Source organism: Aureimonas frigidaquae, assembly GCF_001463905.1.
GTDB classification, from domain to species: Bacteria; Pseudomonadota; Alphaproteobacteria; order Rhizobiales; family Rhizobiaceae; genus Aureimonas; species Aureimonas frigidaquae.
The window spans coordinates 135,177-153,455 of the sequence record NZ_BBWR01000018.1 but is presented as its reverse complement, the minus strand read 5'-3'; the positions used below and the strand labels follow the sequence as shown (position 1 = coordinate 153,455).

Genomic DNA, 18,279 nt, shown 5'->3' with positions numbered 1-18,279 from the left:
AATGTTGCGGGAGGGAGGAGCCATGCAGCATCTGATGTCGGGCATGGATCGTGCGCGCATCGCCCTGGAAAACGGGCAGCGCGTGCCGTCCGGCGCCCTTTCGCCAAGCGTCTCGTCGAGCTGGCTCCGCTGCCGCGAAACGGGGCTCGACCCGCGCGCCCGCCCGCGCGGCGAAGTCATTCCCTTTGCCGAGGTCGGGCATCGGCGCGAGACGCTGGCAACGCTTCGCCGCCTGGCGCTGGCCGAGATGCAGCTCCTTCACTCGCAGATTGCCGGATCGAACTTCGTGATCGCGCTGGGAGATGCCGAGGGCGTGGTGCTCGATACGATCAGCGACCACCAGTTCGCCGAAAGCGAAGCCGGGCGCTCGATCGTACCGGGCAGCGTCTGGCGCGAGCGTGAGCGGGGCACCAATGCGCTGGGCCTGGCCGTGATGGAGCGCCGCCCCGTGGCGATCTACGGGCGGGAACACTACTTCGCCTGCCACGGCCATCTGTCCTGCATGGCCGCGCCCATCCTCGACGCGGAGGGCAACGTGCTGGGGCTGCTCGATGCCTCCTGCACCAACGAGGCCCGCCAGCAGCACACGCACGCCCTGGTGCGGATGGCCGCTTCCCAGATCGAGAACGGGCTCATCTACCAGCAGCGCTCGGAAAGCTTCATCTTCGCCTTCCATCCGCGTGTCGAGTATCTGGACACCTTGTCGGCCGGCCTGATCGCCCTGTCCCGCGAGGGCGTGGTCCATTCGCTGAACCGGCCCGCCACAAGCCTGCTGGCCGGCCTGCCGGTGGATGAGGGCACACATTTCGACGATCTGTTCGAGAGCGGATTCGGCAGCGCCATGGACGGGCTCCTGAACGGCGGCGTCGTCGCCATCCGCGATCGGGCGGGAAGCGGTGTCTTCATGGTCTGCCGGCAGATCGGACGCGCCGGTCTGGGCCGCGTCCAGGCACCACGCGAGCCAGCCGCCAGGATCGCCGTGGTGCAGCGCAGCAGCCATCCAGACTTCGTGTGCGACGATCCGGAGCTGCGCGCTGCGCTAAAAGAGGTCGCCGATGCCACGTCGCTGCGGCTCCCCGTGCTCGTCACCGGTGAAACGGGAACGGGCAAGGATCGCATGGCCCGTCACGTGCATGCCGCCTCCGGGCGGTCGGGCGAATTCGTGGCGGTGAACTGCGGTGCATTACCGGAAAGCCTCTTCGTCGCCGAGCTCTTCGGCCACGAACGCGGCGCCTTCACCGGCGCGCGCGGCGAGGGCTCACCGGGCCTTGCCCGGCAGGCGCATAAGGGCACGCTGTTTCTCGACGAGGTGGCCGACATCCCGCTGGCCGCCCAGACCGTGCTCCTGCGTTTTCTCGACACGCAGGAGGTGCGGGCGGTCGGCGGACAGAAGAGCACCAAGCTCGACATCCAGATCGTCTCGGCAACGAACCGGGATCTGGAGGAGATGGTGGCCCAGCGCCTGTTCCGCAGCGATCTTCTGTACCGCCTGAACACGTTCGCGATCCGCCTGCCGCCGCTCGCCGCCCGCACGGATTTTCACGAAATCGTCCGCCACGTGGTCGAACGGCTGGCGCCCGGCACGGCGGTGACCGACGAGGCGGTCCGCAGGCTCAAAGCCCGCACCTGGCCCGGCAATATGCGCGAGCTGGAGGCCGTTCTGCAGCGCGCCCTCCTGCGCCGCAGAATGCCCTTCCTCGACGAAACCGCATTCGAACCCGTGCGCCAGATCCTCGCCGCTGACGCCTGCGAGGCCTGCCGCGGCCATGCCCTGAACGAGCCGCGCTGTTCCGGCATCCGGCTTGCCTACCGCACGGCCGATCAGAACATCGCCCTGACCGCACGCCGCCTGGGTCTGTCGAGGACGACGGTCTACAAGCACGTGCAGTAGCGCGGCGTACCGCGCAAAGCCCCGCAGGAACACGGGGGCCCTCCCCATCCGGCGTTAACCCTGTGCGCAACAGACACCAGAGCCGAGTTGACAGGAGGATACAAAAAGAGAACAAATAGGAAACGAAAAGAGAAAGGAATGCCTATGACCGTGGTACGCGAACTTCTCTCTCTCACCGTTCTGTCCGGCTTCGTTCTCGGCTTCTCACTGATCATTCACGCGATCTGATCGGTCTTTTTTACGTGGACGGGCCATGTCCGGGGCAGACAGGCCAGCCCGTTCGGCGGTAAACCCGGAACGCGCCTTTCAGTCGCAGAACGCATCGCAGGAGGCACTTATGGGTGAGGCACCGGGCCAGGCGACAGGGGCGCTGAAGTTCATCCACCTGCGCGTCCACAGTGCCTTCTCACTCCTCGAAGGCGCGCTGCGGATCGACCAGATCGTCAAGTTCGCCAAGAGCGATGGCGCCCCGGCCATCGGCATTGCCGATACGAACAACCTCTTCGGCGCGCTCGAGTTTTCCGAAAAGGCGGCCAAGTCCGGCTTGCAGCCGATCACCGGCTGCCAGCTCGATGTCGACTTCGGCGATGGCGATGCCGATTCGGCCCGCGAGAAGGAGCAGCAGGTTGCCCCGCTCGTCCTCATCGCAGCGACGGAGAAAGGCTACGAGAATCTCGTCGAGCTCGTCTCCATGGCCTATCTGCGCCACGAGGGGGACCAGAGGCCGCACATCCGGGTGGACTGGATCGAGGGGATGGCCGATGGGGTGATCTGCCTGAGCGGCGGGCCGCTCGGGCCGATCGGAGGCGCCATCGCCGTCGGCCGCATGCCGATTGCCCGGCAAAGGCTGGAGCGCCTTCAGGCCCTGTTCGGCGACAGGCTCTATGTGGAGTTGCAGCGGCATGGCGCCCGATCGCGCCGGACGGAAGCGCCCACGGTCGAGCTCGCCTATGAGCTGGGCCTGCCGCTGGTGGCGACCAACGAGCCTTACTTCTTCTGCCCGGACGATTTCGACGCCCATGACGCGCTCATTGCCGTGGCGAGCAACCGCCTGGTCAGCCACGAGGATCGCCGCCGGCTGACCTCCGACCATTGCCTGAAGTCGCAGGACGAGATGGCGGCCTTGTTCGCGGACCTGCCGGAAGCCCTCGACAACACGATCGAGATCGCGCGGCGCTGCTCCTACCGGCCACGGACGCGCAAGCCCATCCTGCCGCGCTTTGCCGGTGCCGACGCACAGGCGGAAGCGGCCGAGATCGCCGAGGCGGCGGAACTGCGCCGGCAGGCGGAGGAGGGGCTGGAGGCCCGCTTGCGTGCACACGGCCCGGCCCCCGGACAGACGGAAGAGCAGTACCGCGAGCGGCTGGCCTTCGAACTGTCGATCATCGAGCGGATGAAGTTCCCCGGCTACTTCCTGATCGTTGCCGACTTCATCAAATGGGCCAAGGCCAACGGCATTCCTGTCGGACCTGGCCGTGGTTCGGGCGCCGGCTCGCTGGTGGCCTATTCGCTCACCATCACGGATCTGGATCCGCTGCGCTTCTCGCTCCTCTTCGAGCGCTTCCTCAACCCGGACCGCGTGTCCATGCCCGACTTCGACATCGACTTCTGCCAGGACCGGCGGGAGGAGGTGATCCGCTATGTCCAGGAAAAATACGGCCGCGAGCAGGTCGCGCAGATCATTACCTTCGGGTCGATGCAGGCGCGCGCCGTCCTGCGCGATGTGGGCCGTGTCCTGGAAATGAGCTACGGCCATGTCGACAAGCTCTGCAAGCTCGTCCCGGCCAATCCGGCCAACCCCGTCACGCTCGCCCAGGCGCTGGAGGAAGAGCCGCGCCTGAAGGAAGCGCGTGAGAAGGAAGAGGTGGTGGACCGCCTCATCGCCATCGCGCTCAAGCTGGAAGGGCTGTACCGGCACGCATCCACCCATGCGGCCGGCATCGTGATCGGCGACAGGCCCCTGTCCAAGCTCGTGCCCATGTATCGCGATCCGCGCTCCGACATGCCGGTGACGCAATACAATATGAAGTGGGTGGAGCAGGCCGGGCTGGTCAAGTTCGACTTCCTGGGCCTGAAGACGCTGACGACCCTGCAGACCGCGGTCGAGCTGATCCACCGCCATGCCGGCCAGACGATCGATCTCGGCACCATTCCGCTCGACGACCCGGAAAGCTACGCCATGCTGGCGCGCGGCGAGACGGTCGGCGTGTTCCAGGTGGAATCGGTCGGCATGCGCAAGGCGCTGATCGGCATGCGCCCGGACTGTTTCGAGGATATCATTGCGCTCGTGGCGCTGTACCGGCCGGGCCCGATGGAAAACATCCCGGTCTACAATGCGCGCAAGCACAAAGAAGAAGAGGTGGAGATCATCCACCCGAAGATCGAGCCTATCCTGCGGGAAACGCAGGGCGTGATCGTCTACCAGGAACAGGTGATGCAGATTGCCCAGGTCCTGGCCGGCTACACGCTGGGCGAGGCCGATCTTCTGCGCCGCGCCATGGGCAAGAAAATTCGCGCCGAAATGGATGTCCAGCGCGTTCGCTTCGTGGACGGCGCGGTGGAGCGCGGAATTCCCAAGGGCCAGGCCAACACGATCTTCGACCTTCTGGCCAAGTTCGCCGATTACGGGTTCAACAAGAGCCACGCGGCGGCCTACGCGCTGGTCGCCTATCATACCGCCTATCTGAAGGCGAATTACCCGACCGAGTTCCTGGCCGCGTCCATGACGCTGGACATGAACAACACCGACAAGCTCAACGATTTCCGCAATGATGCCAAGCGGCTGGGGATCGAGGTCGTAGCGCCCTCGGTCCAGACATCCTTCCGCCCGTTCGAGGTGGACAAGGGGCGCATCCTCTACTCGCTCGCGGCCATCAAGGGCGTGGGGGAGCAGGCGGTGGACCATATCGTGGCCGAGCGCGCCAACGGGCCCTACCGCTCGCTGGAGGATTTCTGCGCCCGTATCGATCCCAAGATCATCAACAAGCGCACGCTGGAATGCCTCATCACGGCCGGCGCCCTCGATTGCTTCGGACATGACCGGGCGCGGCTTTGCGGCAATGTCGAGCGGCTGGCCGCCTATGCGATCATGGTGAATGACAGCCGCCTGAGCGGCCAGCACGACATGTTCGGCGGGGCGGGCTCGGAGCCCGAGCCGCTGCGCCTCAACGACGTGGCCCCCTGGACGACGGCCGACAAGCTCCTGCGGGAATTCCAGTCGATCGGCTTCTACCTGTCGGCCCACCCGCTCGACGAGTATCGCGATGCGCTCAAGAAGCTGAATGTCCAATCCTACGAGGATCTGACGCGCGCCGTGCGCAAGGGCGCCACGGCCGGGCGCGTGGCCGGAACGGTCACGAGCCGGCAGGAACGCAAGACGCGCACCGGCGGCAAGATCGGGATCGTCCAGCTTTCCGATCCGACGGGGCAGTTCGAGATCGTCCTCTTCACCGAAATGCTGGTCAACTTCCGTGACATGCTGGAGCCCGGCGCCTCGGTGATCGTGTCCGTGGCCGCCGAAGAGCGACCGGAGGGCATTTCGCTCCGGGCCTCGGCCGTGGAGAGCCTCGACATGCAGGCGGCGCGCATGCAGAAGGCGCTGCGCATCTTCCTGCGCGATGCCAAACCGCTGGCGAGTTTCCGCGGGCATCTGGCCGAGGGCGGCGAAAGCCAGGTCAGCGTCGTGCTGATCCAGGATGGCGGCGAGCGTGAAGTGGAAGTGGTGCTGCCGGGCCGGTTCCGCGTATCGCCCCAAATGGCGGGCGCCATCAAGGCCGCGCCCGGGGTTCTCGACGTCGAACTGACCTGACGATGGCATAGGCTGCGCGTCGTGGAACGCGGGCGACCGGTAGCGCCGGTTGCCCAAGCGCTACCCGATGCGTCGGCAGGGCACGGGCCGGACCCGCGCATGACAGGTAGGGGCGGCCGGCCGTGAAAGGTGCCAGTCCGCTGTCGTAGCGCATGCAGATGGCCTCTGCGGATGACAGGCCCCCGCGCATGAGCGCGCATAGTTTTAAGACGGCTGTTCTATAGAGCTTTGTCGCCCCCACCTCAGGCGATGGGCCGGCGCGATGGTATCGTCATGGCAGCGACGCCGGTGACGACGAAGAGAAGGCCGAGGAAACCCATCGGCGACAAGCTCTCGCCCAGGAAGATGACACCGATCGCAACGCCGATCGGGACCCGAAGATAGGCCTGCGACGTCGTGCCGACCGAACCGAGTGTTTGTACGAGACGGAAGTAAATTACGAAGGCGAGCGCGGTTGAGAATACGGCGAGCGCCAGCAGGGCAAGGGTCGAGGCGGTCGAGGGGCTGAGCGTCCAGGGGTGATCGACGACCACGCTGACCGGAACCAGAAGCGCGGCCCCACAGGCCAGCGATCCCGCCGCGGGCAATATCGGATCGAGGTTCGAAAAGCGCTTACCGAAGATGGCGGCGCCAGCGTAGCAGGTCGTGGCTGCCACGATGGCGAGCTGCGCGACGATCTCCTGTCCCAGGCCGCCGAGCGCCTGGACGCCGATAATCAGGCAGATGCCGATCAGGCCGAGCCCGACCCCCAGGAACTTGCGTCCGGTAACTGCCTCGTGGCGCGTCAGCAAGGCCGTCATCAGGAAGGCGAAGATCGGTGTTGCCGAGTTGAGGATGGCCGCAAGCGACGCATCGGTCGTCTGCTGCGCCCAGGCGATCAAGGTGAAGGGGACGACGCTGTTGAGGCATGCCTGGAACAGAAAGCGACGCCAGATCGCCGCGTCCCTTGGAAATGTCAGCCCACGCCAGCGGATCACCAGCAGCAGAATGGTGCCCGCGATCAGCGTCCGGGCTGCGATCAGCGTAATCGGCGGGAACGTCTCCACGCCGATCTTGATGAAGGTGTAGGAGGCGCCCCACAGCGTCGAGAGCGCGAGGAGCAGCAGCAGTTCCCGCGATAGGCTCGGTGTTCCGGTTGTCATGAATAAGGCCCCTTGTAATGGACGTAGGGGCGTCTTAGCGCAGAACCGAATTGGTATGCTTCGGCGACGGCCGAAACTTTTCCCAATGACGGTTCGACCTTTGAGAATTAGGATCGGGGCATGGTAAACATCGCTTCGGGCAACAGCATCGCACAGGTCGGGGCACTGATCGGCGATGCGGCCCGCGCCAACATCCTCTCGGCATTGATGGGCGGACAGGCTCTAACCGCCGGGGAGCTGGCCCGTCACGCCGGCGTCACGGCGCAGACGACCAGCGGGCACCTGGCCAAGCTGGCCGACGCCGAACTCATCGCGATGGAGAAGCAAGGGCGGCATCGCTACTACCGATTGGCGACACCGGAGGTCGCGCAGGCGATCCATGCATTGATGACGATCGCGGCAAGCGGTCCAAAGCGCCACCACCCGCTTGGGCCGCGCGACGCGGCGTTGCGGAATGCCCGCACCTGTTACGATCATCTCGCAGGCAAGCTGGCTCTGGCGCTCGCCGATTCGCTCTGTGAGCGCGGGTACCTGACATTGGGCGATGGCGTTGGTGTTGTCAGCGCCGAGGGCAAGCGCTTCTTCGCCGGGTTCGGCATCGATACGGCAGCCATGGACGGTACGTCGAAGCGGCCTTTGTGCCGCACCTGCCTCGATTGGAGCGAACGCCGGCCGCATGTTGCCGGCAGGCTCGGTGCCGCGCTGCTGGTCCGTCTTATCGATTTGAAGTGGGTTGAGCGCATGCCCGACAGTCGCGCCTTGCGTGTCACGCCGGCCGGTGAACGGGGATTGGCGACGACTTTCAACCTGTCGCTGACGTAGATTCGTTTCCGTATCATCTGCGCAGGTCGCACCGGCAGCGCGGACTGCGTCCTAAGCCTCTGGCTTCGGGGGTCTGAACGTGTAACCCGTCTCGATCGAGGTATCGCCAAACTTGTTGCGCAGCGCATCGAGTGCCGCTTCCGCCTTGGCGCGTTTCTCCTTGCCGGGATCGAGCATATCGGGCGGGTCAGCGCGGCTTGCGGGGGCGAACTCGTTGCAGCCGATGCCGATCAGGCGGAAGCGGGTGCCGTCGAGTTCACGCAGCAGCATCTCCCGCCCGACCGCGAAGATGCGATCGGCCAGCCGTGTGGGGTCGGAGAGCTTGCGGTTGCGGGTGCGGATGCGGAAGTCGGACGTCTTGAGCTTGAGGACGACCGTGGTGCCGGCAAGATCGGTCCGCTTCAGGCGCGCGGCGACCTTTTCGCTGAGGCGCCGCAGGATCGGCAGCAACTCCTCGGCGCGTGACTTGTCCGTATCGAAGGTGGTTTCGGCCGAAATGCTGCGCGCTTCGCCATGCGGCGAGACCGGGCGTTCGTCCAGCCCGCGCGACAGGCGCCACAGTTTCTGCCCCACGCCGCCATAGCGCCGCATCAGCGTCTCGACCGGCATATCCTGCAACTGGCCGATCATGGTGATGCCGTCGGCGGCAAGGGTCCGCGCCATGGCGTTGCCCACACCCCAGATGGACGTAACCTTCAATCCGGCCAGGAAGGATGTGGTTTCCTGACGGCCGATGACCGAAAAGCCGCGCGGCTTCTGGAGGTCGGACGCAAGCTTGGCCAGGAACTTGTTGTGCGACAGGCCGACCGAGACGGAGATGCGGAACTCGTCCTCCACGGCGCGCGCCAGGCGGGCGAGCGACAGAGCGGGCGTGGCGCGGTGCAGGAGTTCGGTGCCCGACAGGTCGAGAAAGGCTTCGTCGATGGACAAGGGCTCGACCAGCGGTGTCAACTGCCGCATCCGCTCCCGGACCGCATGGCCGACCTCGGCGTATTTTGCCATGTTCGGCTTCAGGATCACGGCGTGTGGACACAGTTCCAGCGCCTTGAACATGGGCATGGCCGACCGGACACCGAAGATGCGCGCATTGTAGCAGCAGGTCAGGACGACGCCGCGCCGCCCACCGCCGATGATGACCGGCTTGTCAGCCAGATCGGGGCGGTCCCGTTTCTCGACCATGGCATAGAAGGCATCGCAATCGATATGTGCGATGGACAGGGTGGCGAGCTCGGGATGGGACAGAATGCGCGGACTCCCGCAGGCGGCGCAGCGGCGCAGGCTGCCCCGGTGCGGGGTGAGGCAGTCCCGGCAGAAGGCGCCCGGCACCATGTCAGAGCGCCGCCTGCGCCAGCATGCGATCCAAAATGGCGTCGACCATGGGCTCGGCTTCGTGCCAGTCGCAGGCGGTGTGCACGCCGGCCGGCAGGGCCGGGAGGTAGGGGCGGAAGAGCGGGCTCGCCATGAGGTGCAGAAGTTCCGTTGCAGGTGCGCTGCGGCGCACCCCGGCAAGGTTGGACGGCAGATCGTCGATGAACAGGCATGGCCGTTGCCGGGTTTCGTAGAACTGGGCGATGACGGCGCCCTTGTCGCGTTCGGTCGCGATCATCGGGTATGGCAGACCCACGGCATCCAGATGGCGGCGGCGTGTTGCATGCCACTGCGGCGCCATGGCCGTCAGGAAGACGATATCCGCCCGTCGGGCCAGCCGGTCCAGGGCCGCACGGACGCCGGGGACGAGGTGCTGGCGCCGATCCTGTTCCTCGTAGAGCTGATGCATCAGGCCCTTCAGCCTGTCGGCACCCAGGGCCTGGCCGGTCGACAGGGAGTGTACCGAACCCGTCAGCCGAAAGCCGGATGGATCCAGCCCCGCATCATGCTCGGCCAGCAGCGCGACGAAGGGGTCGATGAACTGCAGCACCACCTCGTCAATATCCAGGATCAGGAGCACAGGATGGTGCTCCGGCAGGTCGGCCATGGCGGGGCCGACGGTCAGGGGTTTGCGGGCCGTCACTCGGCCGACACGCCGTAAGCGCCGGCCAAGGCCTGGCGGGCGGCCCCAACGCGGGACGGGTCGATCCCCGCATGGGCGGCAAAGGAAAGCAAGGTTCGCTCATTGCCCATCACGAAATCCAGCACCCCGGCCAGGAAGTTCCCATCCCCTGCCGCAGCACGCAACTCGCCGACGGTTAGGCCGGACAAGGCCAGAAAGCGCAGGAACTCATCCTCGTGGGCCGCCAGGAAGCCCAAGGCATCGATGGCAAGCCCTTCCGCCGCATCGACGTTCATGCTGCGCGGTCTGGCCTGTTTGTCGAGCATGATGGGACCTTTCTGCGTGGCTATGAGAGCCTTGGTTGTAAACGATTCTCAATTCATAAATGAAATCGCTCTACGACTGAGATTCGAGCATTGGGGAGTAACGCGCCTGTCCGTCGTTACGGGTCGGACATTGGAGTGATGCGGATGTCCAAGACTGTCATGATCGTCGAAGACAACGAGCTCAACATGAAGCTCTTCCGCGACCTCATCGAGGCCCATGGCTACAAGACCGTGCATACGCGCAGTGGCCTGGCGGCCATGGATCTGGCACGGGAACACCACCCGGACCTGATCCTGATGGACATTCAGCTGCCTGAGATTTCGGGCCTGGACGTCACACGCCAGCTCAAGGCGGATGCGACGCTCAAATCCATTCCCGTCATCGCCGTCACCGCCTTCGCCATGAAGGGCGACGAGGAGCGGATCCGGCAGGGCGGGTGCGAGGCCTATATCTCCAAGCCGATCTCCGTCACGCATTTCATCGATACGATCAAGAGCTTCCTGGGCGATTCGGAAGGCTGACCGCACGAGCGGAAAAGCAAAACCCCCGGGCGAGGCCGGGGGTCGAATGCAGGCGAAAAGCTGGAAGATCGGGTGTTACTTGATCTTGGCTTCGCGGAATTCGACGTGCTTGCGCGCGACCGGGTCGTACTTGGTCTTGACCATCTTCTCGGTCATGGTGCGGCTGTTCTTGGTCGTGACGTAGAAGTAGCCAGTATCAGCCGTGCTGAGCAGCTTGATCTTGATCGTTGTAGCCTTGGCCATTGCGGTGATCCGTTTGGGAATTGATGAACCGGCGGAACGGTGCATTCACCGCCAGCATTTGCGGCGGACACTACTCACAGAGGCGGGAAAGTCAAGATCACCGGCGGGTTTTCATGACGCGCACGGCCATGAACGCGAAATAGGCCGCGAACATCGCGGCAACCGACCAGGCGAAGCCATCGGTTCCGAACAGATCCATCGCCCCGCCGATCCATTGCGGGCCGATCAGCATGCCCACCGAATAGCAGAAGATGAAGGCCGCATTGGCCGATGCCAGTTCCGTCCCCGACAGGCGCGAGCCCAGATGCGCGAGGCCGACCGTGTAGAGGCCCGCGACGACGCCGCCCCAGACGAACAGCACGGCCGCCATGGTCCACCAGCTTTGCGTCAAGGCCGGGAGGGCGAGGGAGCCCGCCAACCCGACCGCGGCGAAGAGAATGAGCAGGTGCCGCCTGTCGCGCACCTTGTCGCTGACAAGCCCGATGGGGATCTGCAGCGCGACGCTGCCGAGCCCGACGGCCGTCAGGAGTTGCGCGGCGGATGCCTCGTCCATGCCGAGGCGGCTGCCGAAGATGGGAAAGAGCGCAAAGCCGCCCGATTCTACGGCGCCGAAGACGAGCACGGCGGCGGTGGCGGCCGGAACGGAGAAGAGATGGCGCCGGAAGCTCGTATTGCGGCGCGATTCTTCCATGGGCGGTTCGCGATGCCAGGCCGCGATCAGGGGAATGGCGGCCGCCAGTATGATGCCCGATCCGAGCGCGAAGGGCAGGATGCCTTGGGAGCCGACCTGCGAGAAGATGAACGGCCCGCCCGCGAAACCGAGCGCCAGGCATGTGGCGTAGATGCCGAGCACCAGGCCGCGGCGGCGCGGTGGCGCGGCCGTGTTGATCCAGAACTCCGACAGGACGAACATGGTCGTGATGGCGAAGTGGAAGGCGAGGCGCAGCGGAAACCATGCGCTCAGCGAGGTGAAATAGTAGAAGCCCATGGCCGAGGCGGCGGCCACCAGAATACAGGCCAGCATGGTCTGCCGGACGCCGAAACGACGCGCCATGGGCGTGCAGAGCGGCGTGGCGGCCAGGGAGGCGAGGCCAGCCACCGCCGTGTTGAAGCCGATCATGGTGGAGGACACGCCGCGCCGCTCCAGGATGACGCTGAGCAGCGGCAGGCCCAGCCCGAGCGCAATGCCGACCGCCGTGATGGAGGCGATGGCGGCGCCAGCGCCGAGCCAGTCCGTCAGGTCGGCCGTGGCTGGTGGAGAGGCTGCTTCATTTTGCATGGCGACCGGGCTAGACCAGAATGGAGTGGAAGCCCTGCGCGCGGCGGCGCAGAACGGGCATGGGGCATGTCGGATCGAAGAGCGTACCGGCGGCGAGGCGATCCCTAACCGTCGTAAGTATCATTTGTGTGATGTCGGCAAGGGGCTCGGCGGCAAGTTCGTACCGGTCGTACCAGCGCACCCGTGTCAGTTCGTCGCTCGGCGGCGCCGGGCGGCGTGCCTCTTCCGGCAGAAGGTCGGCCCTCGCCGCAAAGAAGCGCGCATCGAAGCGGCGGGGCAGGCCGCCCGGGGTGATGGCGCGTGCAATCGGCACGAGCATGCCGGGCGCCGGGACGAGGCCCGCCGCCTCGAAGGCCCGCCAGGCCGGCGAAGGGGCCCGGAACGGGCCCGGCAGGCCGAGCATGATGCCCGTTTCCTCATAGGCTTCGCGGATCGCCGCCAGCGCCAGGGCGACCGCCCGGCGTGGGCTGAATCGGGCCTGGGTGGCGCCACAGAGCCGAGCCTGCGCGCTTTCGGGGAGCGTGAAGTGCCTGGCCAGGAGTAGATCGCCCCTGTCGAGGCGCCCGCCCGGAAAGACGGTGACATCGGCCATGAAGACATGGCCGCTGGCCCGCCGCCCCATGAGCAGGCGTGGCTCGGACCCGCTGTCGTCCACCAGCACCAGGGCCGCGGCATCGTGAACCGCGATGCGCGGGCGGGGCGCTTGCGCGGCCATCGCGTCAGTGGTCCTGCGGCTCATCCTCGCCACGTCCGCTGAAACCGTGCATGCGCAGGGCCCATTGCAGGCCGATCGTCGCGCCCTTGATGGGCCGCAGAAGGCCGAGCGTGAAGATGCTGGTCAGCGGCACCCATATTGCGAGATGCGCCCAGAGTGGCAGATCTCCGATCTCCTCCACGCCCATGAAGAGGGCGATGACGATATGGCCGACGATGAAGATCGTCAGATAGGGAGGAAGATCGTCGGCCCGGTGGTGATGATAGGCTTCGCCACAGGCCGCGCAGTGATCGACACTGCGCAGGAAGCCGTTGAAGAGCGGCGCCGATCCGCAATGGGGGCACTTGCACAGGAAGCCGCGCAGCATGGCCTGGCCGAGCGGCCGCGGCTCGAGCGCGGTGGCGTCTTTGCGGGGGCCGCCCAGTTCCAGCCGTGCGGGTCCTTGTGCGCTCATGGTCATCTCCTTTTGCCGCGCCCGCCGCCACCGGGACGCCGGCCCGGGCGCAGCGTGCGTCCGCGCGCCTTGTGGTGCGAGGCCGAGCTGGTCGGCAGCTTGCGCGGCTCGGTCAGCATTTCGAAGCGCATCGACCCGGCAAGCGGGATGGCTTCCACCAGCTTCACCTCCACCGTATCGCCGAGACGGTAGCCGAGGTGGGTTCGCTGGCCGACGATCGTATGGGCCGTTTCGTCGTAGTGGAAGTAGTCCCGCCCGAGGGTGCCGATGGGCACGAAGCCGTCGGCACCGAAGGTCGGCAACTGGACGAACAGGCCCGCGCGGGTCACGCCCGTGATCCGGCCGGCAAAACTGTCTCCGACGTGATCGGCCAGGTGATGGGCGATCAGCCGGTCGACCGTGTCGCGCTCGGCGGCCATGGCGCGCCGCTCGGCCTTGGAGATTTCCTCTGCCGTCGCTTCCAGGCCCGCCTCGTCCTCGCGGCTGAGGCCGCCTTCACCAAGCGACAGGGCGGTCACGAGGGCGCGATGAACGATCAGGTCCGCATAGCGCCGGATGGGCGAGGTAAAATGCGCGTAGCGCATGAGGTTGAGCCCGAAATGGCCGATATTTTCCGGGCTATAGGCCGCCTGGCTCTGCGACCGGAGCACGACCTCGTTCACGAGGCTTTCATGCTCGGTATCGCGCACGGCCGCCAGTATCTGGTTGAAATGCGAGGGGCGCAGCGTCCCGCTCTTGGCAAGCGGAATGTCCAACGAGCGCAGGAAATCCCGAAGGGCTTCCAGGCGTGACAGGGACGGCGCGTCATGGGCGCGGTAGATCAGCGCCTGACGCGCCTGTTCCAGCACTTCCGCCGCGGCCACATTGGCCTGGATCATCATCTCCTCGATCAGCTTGTGCGCGTCGAGGCGGGCAGGGATGACGACACGGTCGACCTTGCCGTCCGCCCGCAGCACGATCTTGCGCTCGGGAAAATCCAGCTCCAGCGGCTGGCGGCGCTGGCGTGCGACGCGCAGGGCCGCGTAGGCGCGCCAGAGCGGGCGCAGCACCGTATCCACGATAGCGGGATCGGCGGCGTCGGCAGCCCCGTCCACGGCGGCCTGGGCATCTTCGTAGGCGAGTTTCGCGTGGCTGCGCATCAGGATGCGGTGGAAGCGCTGGCTGCGCTTGTCGCCATCCTTGTCGAAAACCATGCGCACGGCGATGGCCGGGCGATCCACCCCCTCGCGCAGGGAGCACAGATCGTTCGAGATGCGCTCCGGCAGCATGGGCACGACGCGGTCGGGAAAGTAGACCGAATTGCCCCGCAACCGCGCTTCCGCATCGAGCTTCGATCCCGGCCGGACATAGAAGGACACATCGGCGATCGCCACCGTCACGACATGGCCGCCCGGATTGGCAGGGTCGGCATCGGGCGCGGCATGGACGGCGTCGTCGTGATCCTTGGCGTCACGTGGGTCGATGGTGACGAGCGGCAGGCTGCGCCAGTCCTCGCGCCCGTCCAGGGGCGCCGGTCCGGCGGCGTCGGCTTCTTCCAGGACGGATTTCGGGAACACATGCGGAATGCCATGCGCATGCAGGGCGATGGTCGAGATGGCCTTTTCGGTGCCGAGGCCCCCCAGCACCTGTGCGACCCGCGCCGTCGGCAGCCCCGCCCGATGGCTGCGGTGCGGCTCGACCTCGACGAGGTCGCCGTTGCGCGCCTGGCCCGTTTCGTCGGGCGCGATGGCGTATTCGGGCTGCTGGCGCTCCACGGGTTCCACACGCCCGCCGCCGCCCGGCCGGCTGCGGAACACGCCGAGCGCAACGGCGCGCTTGCGATCCAGAACCCGGATGGTGCGGGCTTCCGGCCCACCTTGCGCATCGTAATCCAGATGGGCGAGCACCCGGTCGCCCACACCGGCGGCAGGGCCAGTGCGCGGCTGGCGCAGGCGGAAGCGCGGCGCTTCTCCGTGGCGGTCGAGATCCCAGTTGGTCGGTACGGCGACGAGGTCGCCCTCATCGTCGCGGCCGCGCACGTCCAGAACGCCCATGGTGGGCAGGGCGCCGGGCTGGACGTAGCTCTTGCGCCCGCCCTCCAGGACGCCATCGGCCTGCAGGTCGTTCAGGATGTCCTTCAGATCGGCGCGCGCATCGCCCTTCACGCCGAAGGCTTTGGCAATGTCGCGCTTGGTGGCGCGGTCCGGGTTCTCGGAGATGAAGCGCAGGACCTCGTCCCGGTTCAGCGCCGGGCGGCTCGGCTTGTCCTGCGCGCCGTCAGTCCTGGACCGCCGTGCCATGCTACTCCTTGTCCGGCGCGTCCGACGCACCCTTGGTCTTGCGCGTGGCCTTGGCCGGCGCCTTTTTCTTGGCCGGGGCCTTTGCCTTGGCGGCCGGCTTGGCCGTCTTGGCGGCGGTCGTCTTGCGCGCCGGCGCCTTGGCGCCCTTGCCGGTCTTGACCCCCGTCTTTTCGGCCCGCTCGTTCAAAAGCTGGATCGCTTCCTCGAGAGTCACCGAAGCCGGGTCCTTGCCCTTCGGCAGGGTCGCGTTGACCTTGCCCGCATTCACGTAAGGACCGAACCGCCCGTCCCGAACGGTGATCGAGCCGCCGATGGTCGGATGTTCGCCGAGCGTGGCGATGGCCGCCGGCGTGGAGCGACCGCGCCCGCCGCGCTCCTTCTTCTCCGCCAGGACGCTGACCGCCCGGTTCAGGCCGACCGAGAACACATCCTCGATCGTCTCCAGGTTGGCATAGGCACCGTCATGCTGGAGGAAGGGCCCATAGCGGCCGAGCCCGGCCAGGATGGGCTTGCCGCTTTCCGGATGGGCGCCGACCTCCCGCGGGAGGTTGATGAGCTTCAGCGCGCGGTCGAAATCGAGCTGCGCCGGCTCCCAGCCCTTGGGCAGAGAGGACCGCTTGGCCTCTTTGCCGTCGCCGCGCTGGACATAGGGGCCGAAGCGCCCGTTGCGCAGGGTGATCGCCTCTCCGGTCACGGGGTCGGTCCCCAGTTCCTGCGGATCGTTCGAGGCCTCGGTCGAGGCGTCGGCCGACAGATTGCTGCCGAGCTGCCGCGTGAAGCCGCATTCGGGGTAGTTGGAGCAGCCGACGAAGGCGCCGTAACGCCCGAGCTTCAGCGACAGCTTGCCGTTGCCGCAGCGCGGGCAGCTTCGCGGGTCGCTGCCGTCCTCGCGCTCCGGAAAGACCAGCGGCGCCAGATCCTCGTTGAGGGCGTCGAGCACATCGGTGACGCGCAACTCCTTGGTCTGGTCCACATGGGCGGAGAAGTCACGCCAGAAGTCACGCAGCACGTCCTTCCAGGAAAGTTCGCCGGCGGAGATTCGGTCAAGCTTTTCCTCGAGTTCGGCGGTGAAGTCGTATTCCACATAGCGGTCGAAGAAGTTGCCGAGGAAGGCCGTGACAAGCCGCCCCTTGGAATCGGGCAGGAGCTTGCGCTTTTCCTGGATGATGTAATCCCGGTCTTCCAGCGTCTGCAGCGTGGCTGCATAGGTGGACGGACGGCCGATCCCGAGCTCTTCCATCTTCTTGATCAGCGAGGCTTCCGAGTAGCGCGGCGGCGGCTCGGTGAAGTGCTGCGATGCATCGATGCCAAGGCGCTTCAGGCTTTCGCCCTCGCGGATCTCCGGCAGCTGGTTCGACTCGTCGTCTTCCTCGCCGGCCTGGGGCTGCGGGGCGGCGTCGTCACGGTGATCGACATAGGCGCCGATGAAGCCGTCGAAGCGGATGACCGAGCCCGTCGCCCGCAGGGTTGCGCGGCGGCCGGCATTGTCGGCCAGAATGTCCACGGTCGTGCGCTCGATTTCGGCCGAGGCCATCTGGCTGGCGATCGCCCGCTTCCAGACCAGTTCGTAGAGCCGCGCCTGATCGCGGTCGAGGAACTTCTCCATATCCTTGGGATGGCGGTCGAAGCTGGTCGGCCGGATGGCCTCGTGCGCTTCCTGCGCATTCTTGGCCTTGGTGGAATAGAAGCGCGGCTTTTCCGGCAGATACTTGTCGCCGAAGGTCGAGGCGATGGCCTTGCGGGCGCCCTGGATCGCCTCGGGCGCCATCTGCACGCCGTCCGTTCGCATATAGGTGATCAGACCGACGGTTTCTCCGTCGATGTCGAGGCCCTCATACAGGCGCTGCGCCACCTGCATGGTGCGGGAGGCCGAGAAGCCGAGCTTGGCCGATGCGGCCTGCTGCAGGGTCGAGGTGGTGAAGGGCGGCCCGGGATTGCGCCGGGTCGGCTTGGCCTCGACGCCGGTGGCGCGGAAACTTGCCCCCTCCAGCATGTCGCGGATCTGGCCCGCACGCTCGCCATTGCCGATGGCCAGTTTGTCGAGCTTCTCGCCCTCGAAGCTCGTCAGCCGGGCCGAGAAATCGTCGGTGCGCGGTGTCTGGAGGCGTGCGCCGAGGCGCCAGTATTCGACAGCGCGGAAACGCTCGATCTCCGATTCGCGGTCGCAGACGAGGCGCAGCGCCACCGACTGCACGCGGCCGGCCGAACGGGCGCCCGGCAGCTTGCGCCACAGAACGGGCGACAGGGTAAAGCCGACGAGATAATCCAGCGCGCGCCGGGCCAGATAGGCATCGACAAGCGGCACGTCGATATCGCGCGGGTTGGCCATGGCGTCGAGCACGGCCTGCTTGGTGATCGCGTTGAAGACCACGCGCCGGACCGGCTTCTGGCCGATCACGCGCTTCTGCCGCAGAACCTCCAGGACGTGCCAGGAAATGGCTTCGCCCTCGCGATCCGGGTCGGTGGCCAGGATCAGGCCATCGGCCCCCTTCAGCGCCTGGGCAATGTCGCTCAGGCGCTTCTGGCTCGGCTTGTCGACCTCCCAATCCATGGAAAAATCGTCGTCCGGACGCACAGACCCGTCCTTCGGGGGAAGGTCCCGCACATGGCCGAAGGAAGCGAGAACCTTATAGTTGCTCCCCAGATACTTATTGATCGTCTTCGCTTTCGCAGGCGATTCAACGATGACGACGTCCATAGGCTGACAGTCCCGGGTAAGAGGGGGTCACGCTGCCGAAAGCGGCATGGGCCCGAATCAAAGTGCTGCGCTCACATGGACAGCCAGAATGCGCCGGTCAAGTCCGACCG

14 protein-coding genes are annotated in these 18,279 nt (G+C 66.3%); 4 read left to right on the top strand and 10 right to left on the bottom strand.

The window, feature by feature from the left end; all coding sequences use genetic code 11:
• The first annotated feature begins 22 nt into the window (after positions 1-22).
• Positions 23-1,891, top strand: coding sequence for a sigma-54-dependent Fis family transcriptional regulator (locus AUL30_RS17800; protein WP_062229246.1), 1,869 nt, complete (start codon positions 23-25; stop codon positions 1,889-1,891).
• 337 nt (positions 1,892-2,228) lie between these two features.
• On the top strand, positions 2,229-5,699 hold the full coding sequence (gene dnaE / locus AUL30_RS17795) for a DNA polymerase III subunit alpha (RefSeq protein ID WP_062229245.1): 3,471 nt from the start codon (positions 2,229-2,231) through the stop codon (positions 5,697-5,699).
• A 242-nt stretch (positions 5,700-5,941) separates the two neighbouring features.
• On the opposite strand, the gene AUL30_RS17790 is transcribed toward dnaE, so the two are convergent.
• Positions 5,942-6,841, bottom strand: coding sequence for a DMT family transporter (locus AUL30_RS17790; RefSeq protein ID WP_062229244.1), 900 nt, complete (start codon positions 6,839-6,841; stop codon positions 5,942-5,944).
• A 120-nt stretch (positions 6,842-6,961) separates the two neighbouring features.
• Here AUL30_RS17790 and AUL30_RS17785 point away from each other — a divergent pair, with 120 nt between their 5' ends.
• The gene (locus AUL30_RS17785) at positions 6,962-7,663 is read left to right on the top strand and encodes an ArsR/SmtB family transcription factor (protein WP_062229243.1); all 702 of its coding nucleotides are present in this window, start codon (positions 6,962-6,964) and stop codon (positions 7,661-7,663) included.
• 51 nt (positions 7,664-7,714) lie between these two features.
• On the opposite strand, the gene AUL30_RS17780 is transcribed toward AUL30_RS17785, so the two are convergent.
• From AUL30_RS17780 to AUL30_RS17770, 3 genes are read right to left on the bottom strand one after another with little or no spacing between them, the layout of a single operon-like run.
• A complete protein-coding gene (locus tag AUL30_RS17780) occupies positions 7,715-8,992 on the bottom strand; it encodes a DNA polymerase IV (protein WP_062229242.1) in 1,278 nt (425 codons plus the stop codon).
• A gap of 1 nt (position 8,993) precedes the next feature.
• Positions 8,994-9,674, bottom strand: a complete 681-nt coding sequence (locus AUL30_RS17775; protein ID WP_244490885.1) for a hypothetical protein — start codon at positions 9,672-9,674, stop codon at positions 8,994-8,996.
• Positions 9,671-9,979: a DUF3572 domain-containing protein gene (locus tag AUL30_RS17770; protein ID WP_062229240.1), complete on the bottom strand. Its 309-nt coding sequence runs from the start codon at positions 9,977-9,979 to the stop codon at positions 9,671-9,673. The genes AUL30_RS17775 and AUL30_RS17770 overlap by 4 nt, the downstream gene beginning before the upstream one ends.
• 144 nt (positions 9,980-10,123) lie before the next feature.
• On the opposite strand from AUL30_RS17770, the gene AUL30_RS17765 reads away from it, so the two are divergent.
• Positions 10,124-10,501 carry a response regulator gene (locus AUL30_RS17765; protein ID WP_062229239.1) on the top strand — a complete coding sequence of 126 codons (378 nt, stop codon included), beginning with the start codon at positions 10,124-10,126 and terminating at the stop codon, positions 10,499-10,501.
• Between the two features lie 75 nt (positions 10,502-10,576).
• Here AUL30_RS17765 and rpmG read toward each other — a convergent pair whose 3' ends face one another.
• From rpmG to topA, 6 genes are all read right to left on the bottom strand, one after another.
• The gene (rpmG, locus tag AUL30_RS17760; RefSeq protein ID WP_039190164.1) at positions 10,577-10,744 is read right to left on the bottom strand and encodes a 50S ribosomal protein L33; all 168 of its coding nucleotides are present in this window, start codon (positions 10,742-10,744) and stop codon (positions 10,577-10,579) included.
• A gap of 97 nt (positions 10,745-10,841) precedes the next feature.
• A complete protein-coding gene (locus tag AUL30_RS17755; protein ID WP_062229238.1) occupies positions 10,842-12,023 on the bottom strand; it encodes an MFS transporter in 1,182 nt (393 codons plus the stop codon).
• Positions 12,024-12,033: 10 nt separating this feature from the next.
• Complete coding sequence (locus AUL30_RS17750) at positions 12,034-12,762, bottom strand: NUDIX hydrolase (protein WP_157070281.1); 729 nt, start codon at positions 12,760-12,762, stop codon at positions 12,034-12,036.
• Positions 12,743-13,198, bottom strand: a complete 456-nt coding sequence (locus AUL30_RS17745) for a DUF983 domain-containing protein (protein WP_083508052.1) — start codon at positions 13,196-13,198, stop codon at positions 12,743-12,745. The genes AUL30_RS17750 and AUL30_RS17745 overlap by 20 nt, the downstream gene beginning before the upstream one ends.
• On the bottom strand, positions 13,195-15,471 hold the full coding sequence (gene rnr / locus AUL30_RS17740; RefSeq protein ID WP_083508051.1) for a ribonuclease R: 2,277 nt from the start codon (positions 15,469-15,471) through the stop codon (positions 13,195-13,197). The genes AUL30_RS17745 and rnr overlap by 4 nt, the downstream gene beginning before the upstream one ends.
• A gap of 1 nt (position 15,472) precedes the next feature.
• Positions 15,473-18,169 carry a type I DNA topoisomerase gene (gene topA / locus AUL30_RS17735; RefSeq protein ID WP_062229234.1) on the bottom strand — a complete coding sequence of 899 codons (2,697 nt, stop codon included), beginning with the start codon at positions 18,167-18,169 and terminating at the stop codon, positions 15,473-15,475.
• Positions 18,170-18,279: the final 110 nt, after the last annotated feature.